This window comes from Mesorhizobium sp. M8A.F.Ca.ET.021.01.1.1, from assembly GCF_003998025.1.
GTDB lineage: Bacteria > Pseudomonadota > Alphaproteobacteria > Rhizobiales > Rhizobiaceae > Mesorhizobium.
The window spans coordinates 1-4,739 of record NZ_RZSJ01000495.1; the positions used below are offsets into that span (position 1 = coordinate 1).

9 protein-coding genes and 2 pseudogenes are annotated in these 4,739 nt (G+C 58.1%); 4 read left to right on the forward strand and 7 right to left on the reverse strand.

What is annotated here, in order from left to right:
• Positions 1 to 267: response regulator (locus tag EOA36_RS28080; protein WP_127280308.1), on the forward strand; the 267-nt coding region annotated here is incomplete at its 5' end.
• A 121-nt stretch (positions 268 to 388) separates the two neighbouring features.
• Here EOA36_RS28080 and EOA36_RS28085 read toward each other — a convergent pair.
• Positions 389 to 667: a hypothetical protein gene (locus tag EOA36_RS28085; RefSeq protein ID WP_127280309.1), complete on the reverse strand. Its 279-nt coding sequence runs from the start codon at positions 665 to 667 to the stop codon at positions 389 to 391.
• Positions 668 to 803: 136 nt separating this feature from the next.
• Here EOA36_RS28085 and EOA36_RS28090 point away from each other — a divergent pair, with 136 nt between their 5' ends.
• Positions 804 to 1,166, forward strand: coding sequence for a nuclear transport factor 2 family protein (locus EOA36_RS28090; protein ID WP_127280310.1), 363 nt, complete (start codon positions 804 to 806; stop codon positions 1,164 to 1,166).
• Positions 1,167 to 1,706: 540 nt separating this feature from the next.
• Here EOA36_RS28090 and EOA36_RS28100 read toward each other — a convergent pair.
• From EOA36_RS28100 to EOA36_RS38975, 3 genes and pseudogenes are all read right to left on the reverse strand, one after another.
• Positions 1,707 to 1,948, reverse strand: a pseudogene (locus EOA36_RS28100) (hypothetical protein).
• 254 nt (positions 1,949 to 2,202) lie between these two features.
• Positions 2,203 to 2,412 carry a hypothetical protein gene (locus EOA36_RS28110; protein ID WP_127280312.1) on the reverse strand — a complete coding sequence of 70 codons (210 nt, stop codon included), beginning with the start codon at positions 2,410 to 2,412 and terminating at the stop codon, positions 2,203 to 2,205.
• 63 nt (positions 2,413 to 2,475) lie between these two features.
• A complete protein-coding gene (locus EOA36_RS38975; protein WP_348629827.1) occupies positions 2,476 to 2,643 on the reverse strand; it encodes a hypothetical protein in 168 nt (55 codons plus the stop codon).
• A gap of 184 nt (positions 2,644 to 2,827) precedes the next feature.
• On the opposite strand from EOA36_RS38975, the gene EOA36_RS38980 reads away from it, so the two are divergent.
• Positions 2,828 to 3,145: a hypothetical protein gene (locus EOA36_RS38980; RefSeq protein WP_348629828.1), complete on the forward strand. Its 318-nt coding sequence runs from the start codon at positions 2,828 to 2,830 to the stop codon at positions 3,143 to 3,145.
• 189 nt (positions 3,146 to 3,334) lie between these two features.
• Entirely contained in the window at positions 3,335 to 3,766 is a 432-nt protein-coding gene (locus EOA36_RS38495) for a hypothetical protein (RefSeq protein WP_245464494.1), read from the forward strand.
• Positions 3,767 to 3,823: 57 nt separating this feature from the next.
• On the opposite strand, the gene EOA36_RS28125 is transcribed toward EOA36_RS38495, so the two are convergent.
• The 3 genes and pseudogenes from EOA36_RS28125 to EOA36_RS28135 all read right to left on the reverse strand — a co-directional run.
• Entirely contained in the window at positions 3,824 to 3,928 is a 105-nt protein-coding gene (locus EOA36_RS28125) for a putative RiPP precursor (RefSeq protein WP_127280313.1), read from the reverse strand.
• A gap of 273 nt (positions 3,929 to 4,201) precedes the next feature.
• Positions 4,202 to 4,384 carry a hypothetical protein gene (locus tag EOA36_RS28130; protein WP_210212431.1) on the reverse strand — a complete coding sequence of 61 codons (183 nt, stop codon included), beginning with the start codon at positions 4,382 to 4,384 and terminating at the stop codon, positions 4,202 to 4,204.
• A gap of 54 nt (positions 4,385 to 4,438) precedes the next feature.
• A pseudogene (locus tag EOA36_RS28135) lies at positions 4,439 to 4,739 on the reverse strand (ATP-dependent DNA ligase); the annotation flags it as partial.

Consider the following 4,739-nt stretch of genomic DNA (forward strand, 5'->3'; position numbering starts at 1 on the left):
GGCCCGCGGGAAGCCCTCGCGGCTCTGGAAGGCGGCACGGTGCCATCCCTCCTCTTCACCGACGTCGTCATGCCCGAAATGTCGGGGCGCGAACTGGCCGACAGGGTGAAGGTCGTCCAACCATCGTTGAAAGTTCTCTACACCACGGGCTACACGCGCAACGCGATCGTCCACAATGGTACTCTCGATTTCGGAACGGAACTTCTGACCAAGCCCTATACCATCGACGAACTCGCCGAAAAAATCCGCAAGGTTATAGATAAATAGCAAATCGAAATATTTTGAGGGCCAGGCTGAACCAAAGGTCTAAACAGCGACCGACAAACAAGTGGCCCGCCCCCGGTGAGGAGCGGGCCAGAAAGAGGCGAGGGTTTGGAGGGGGCTGCTTTCAGCCACCCATCTTTTTCGCCATCGCGCAGAAATCTGCATGCGCCTTGTTGAGCGTTGTATCACCGCAGTCTTTAATCACCGCCTTCTGCTCGTCGGGTTTCATGGCCATCCAAGCGGTCTTGAAATCCGCTTCCGACCTCAGTGTTTTCATGCCGGCATCGGTGAAGAACGGCGACATCTTTGCCGGATCGTCGAGCGCAGAGGTGCTGCCAGCGAGAGCTGAACCCGTCATCATTGCGAGCGCCATCGCGCCTATAGTGAGCTTCTTGATGTTCATCGCATTTCCTCCGTTTTTGGGTCATGACCACAGCGTGGTGACCGTCACGAGCAACGTGATGTCTCGAACTCGGTTCCCAATGCGGTAGCTTTCTGTATGCTCGTCTCGCATAACTGGGAAAAGATGGTTTAGCCTGATGTCGCAGACCGACGAACGCCAAATCAACGCTGTGGTTGAGTCCTACGTCCTCGCTATGTCCACTGCTGACCAGGAAAAGCTGCGAACGGCGTTTCACGCGTCGGCATCAATCATCGGCAACTACCAGGGCGCAGTGGAATGGCTGAGCGTCGATGGCTATGTGGGCGAGGTCATGGGTGCGGACTTGGCACCGAACAATAGCCCCAACTGGAAAATCTTGCTTCTCGATATCACGGCCGATGCGGCCACGGTGAAGGTTGAGGACGAGTTTGGGAGCATGAAGTTCACCGACTATCTATCCCTGCTTAAGGTCGCCGGGGAGTGGAGGATTGTGAGCAAGATCTACCACCTTCACACGTAGGGAAAGACCTCCGGGGCGAGGACTGGCGGAGGGCGAGATGGTGGAGGGCACTTTGATCGCTCGGTGGCGGCGGATGTTAGCTCACGGGCATCGTCGGATTGGCTTGCCGAACATGGCGGACAAGTTCCCAGCCGGCCTCGCCGTCGACCCGGCCGGATATCGGAAATCAGCGCCTTGAACGACCCTGGATCGGCATCGAAGGTTGACAGGGCTTGCGCCGCGCTGCCCACGCTCACGACGCGGAAGTCATCACGTTTGACCAACTATGCCAAGAGCGTCGTCTGGCGCTTAAGGACCGCGAGCAGAGGGAACAACTGGCCCGCGAGGTCATGGAAGCCTTTGAGGATGGCCTCATTGACGAAACCGATTTGTGGCGGGCGCTGTCCAAGCGCCGTACGGCAAGCGCTTAATTCCGTTCAGTGGCGCTGGGGTGGCCGGTGCAGCAGGAGCCTTAGGAGTCGTCGCCGCACCGGCCATTGCGGGCGTGGCAGCGTCCGCGACGCTAATCTACGCGCATATTAGTAATTGCTAATTAAGAATCTAACCAGCGAGTTGCCTGCGCCAGTCGGGCATGCCGGGATCGACATACACAATCGCCTCGAGGATGGTGCGAAAGAGGCTGTCCACTTCCTCATCGAGTTCGACCCGCTTGATGCCGATCGCTTTCGCATCGGCAATTCGCTGATCGGTAAGTTCGTCCACGGCGATGACAGATGGTTTTGCCGTCTTAGGAGCGTGTTCGCGATCCATTGGTACAGGAAATCGATGCCACGCGCGCTCATTAAGCCGTAAGCTCATGTGGTCGATTATGTCCGTCTCGGTCGACCGCCGAGGCGTCTAGTTCGGTCTCCATCTGGCCGCAGATGGGCTTGGCCTTGTCTGCGCCAGCCAAGGGGACCGTCAAAGCCCTGGAGCCACACATCAGCGTGTTCCTGCGAATGCACGACACGCTGCTTGCCCTCCTTGCATCCTGGACACACCGTATATCCACGCGTAGTTGGACCTGCTCCTTCTTGGCAACCGCCATCTTGTTCTCCTACCGGCCGAGAGGCTGCCTGGACAGCGAGACGAGCTCGGCTTCGTCAGTCACGCCGGCCACATAGTTCGCGATGACGCGCGATGCGAGCGCGTCTAGCGATTCTTTCGACTGACTGTTGACCTTGATCTGTTCGAATACCCGCCCAAGCAGGACCAGTTCCTCAGGTTCCAAAATTCCCGCTTCAGTTGCCTTTCTTCGAATCGGCATGCTTTTCCTCGCGAAAATCCTGAAGCGAAGCGTGCCGCAAATCCTCCTCGCCGCGCAAGTGTTTCACGCGCCCGATGATCCCTGTTTCACCCATTGTGTTGATGGCCGCATCATTCCATTGGGCGGCGGCCCGGCGTGCTGCTGGACGCGCTCCAACAGATGCTCGCGGATCACGCGGCTGGAATTGACGAAGGCCGAGCCGATATAGCGTCCCGTCTTCCCATCGGCCATCAGGGCAAAGCCGGCTTGCCCGGTTCACGTTCAACGCCTAGCAGCTCGTATTCTTCAACCGTATAGCATTTGGTCGTCAGCCAGTTCGTCGACGCACCGCTGCGATATTTGTTGTCGCGCCGCTTTGACACCATTCCTTCCATGCCTGCTTGGTGGAAGATGCGCTGGCCTCCCCCAGCAGCGCTTGGCTGAACTGGATGTGCTGTCCCTCTGGCATCATCTCGGCGAGGATCTCGCGCCGGTCTTCCAGCGGCATATCTCGAAGATCATGGCCGTTGATGTGCGACAGATCGAAGGCGAAGAAATACAGGTCATGTTGACGCCTGGTGAAGTCAGAAAGCCGGCGTCGTTCAGCACGATGATTTCCCCGTCGATGATGGCGCTGTCGACATCGAGGTCGCCGGCCGCCTTAGCGGGGTCTCGGTATTTGGCTGTCCAGTCGAGCCCGCGGCGGGTGAAGACGCGAACGCCGGTTTCATCCTTGATGATCTGGCTTCGATAGCCGTCGGACTTGAGCTCGTGACCTCGGGTGGTGGCTTTTCAACCAGGGTCGGCATCATTGGCTCGATGAACTCAAACGCATGCACGAACTCACGACAGGCGATTCAATCAGCTTGTGCTAAAATAAACCTATGTGTCATGCAACAATGCGCAGCAAACCACGTTGCTCACGCTCTGGGATGAGGCGACGATGACGAAGTATCAGGTGGAAGAGATCTACGGCGACACTATCGTGGTCTCTGGCATCGTTGTGGAGAGCGATCCGCTTAAGGCCGCCGAGACGCTGGCCGGTCAACCGCTATTGCCCAGGGCAGCACAAGAGCATTGGTTCCGTGCGGTAGATGAGGAGAAGACCACCGTTCACGAGTACAGCCTGGTTGGGCCTGACCAGCGCCCAGATCTCTTGGCATGGAGCGAAAGCGCCGACTTCGGTCCCTCAATGCGTGGAAAGGTGCATGAGGCTGAACTCGCAAACGAGCAGGACCATTTCTACAATTGTCCCGCTTGCGGTCAGCGGGTTGACCAGCGGGATTTCCGCCAGGTGTACTGGCATGAAAAATCGGGTCACGAGCCACTGCAGACACAGTCCGCAACAATCCTCAGTTTCCCTCGACCAAAATAGAAAAAGCCCGCCTGCCGGTCAGCGCAAAGCGGGCCTAGATAGAAAGTCAGCCAGAACTCAAGGCGGCGGAGGCGGCGGTGTAAACGACAGGCTCACGGCGGCTGTCACAACCGACAGGCGCTCGCGCTTCATCAGCGCTGGCTTCTCATAGGCCTTCTTCATAGTGGTGCTCCTCGCTTTACCCTCGCTGGGAAACTGCCTTGCGCCGACGATTGTTGTCAACCGCCTGCGATCACAAGCTCGGCCGCAAGCCAGAAGCCGCTGGCCATGAACAGCAGCACTACCATTGAAAACAGTAAAGCCCGCATGCGACGCCCGCCTCGCTGCAAAGCGGCATTGTAGCATGTGCTAAAAAACACAATAACCCGCCATCTGTCGGCAGCGGGCACGTCTGGTGGGATCAACCGGCGGCCAGCGCCGAGAGGCGAGCCGAACTCAAATCATAGCAGGGCCGGTGATGGCCACTTGCGGTGGCGCCATCCGGCACACCTCCTTTATCAGATCGAACAATGCGCTGACGGCCTCACGCTTGACGGCATCGAAACTGGATAAGTCTGTCCCCTGTTCGTCGGGATGAGCTTCACCGTTATCCGAAAAGGCGAAAAAATAAAGCGCCATAGGCATTTAATCTAGCCAACATGAAAAAGTTTCGGGAGGATTTCGTCGACGCTCTTATTCCTCGCGGAAATCTTGCAGCGAGGCGTGCCGCAAATCCTCCTCGCCGCGCAAGTGTTTCACGCGCGCGATGATTCCCGGCTTCACCCATTGTGTTGATGGCCGCTTCATTCCCTTGGGCGGCGGCCCGGCGTGCTCCTGGACGCGCTCCCACAGGCGCTCCCGGATCGCCCGGCTGGAATTGATGAAAGCCGAACCGACATAGCGCCCGGTCTTCCGATCGGCCATCAGGGCAAAAGCCGGCTTGCCTGGCTCACGTTCAACGCCCAGCAGCCCGTATTCCTCAACCGTATAGCAT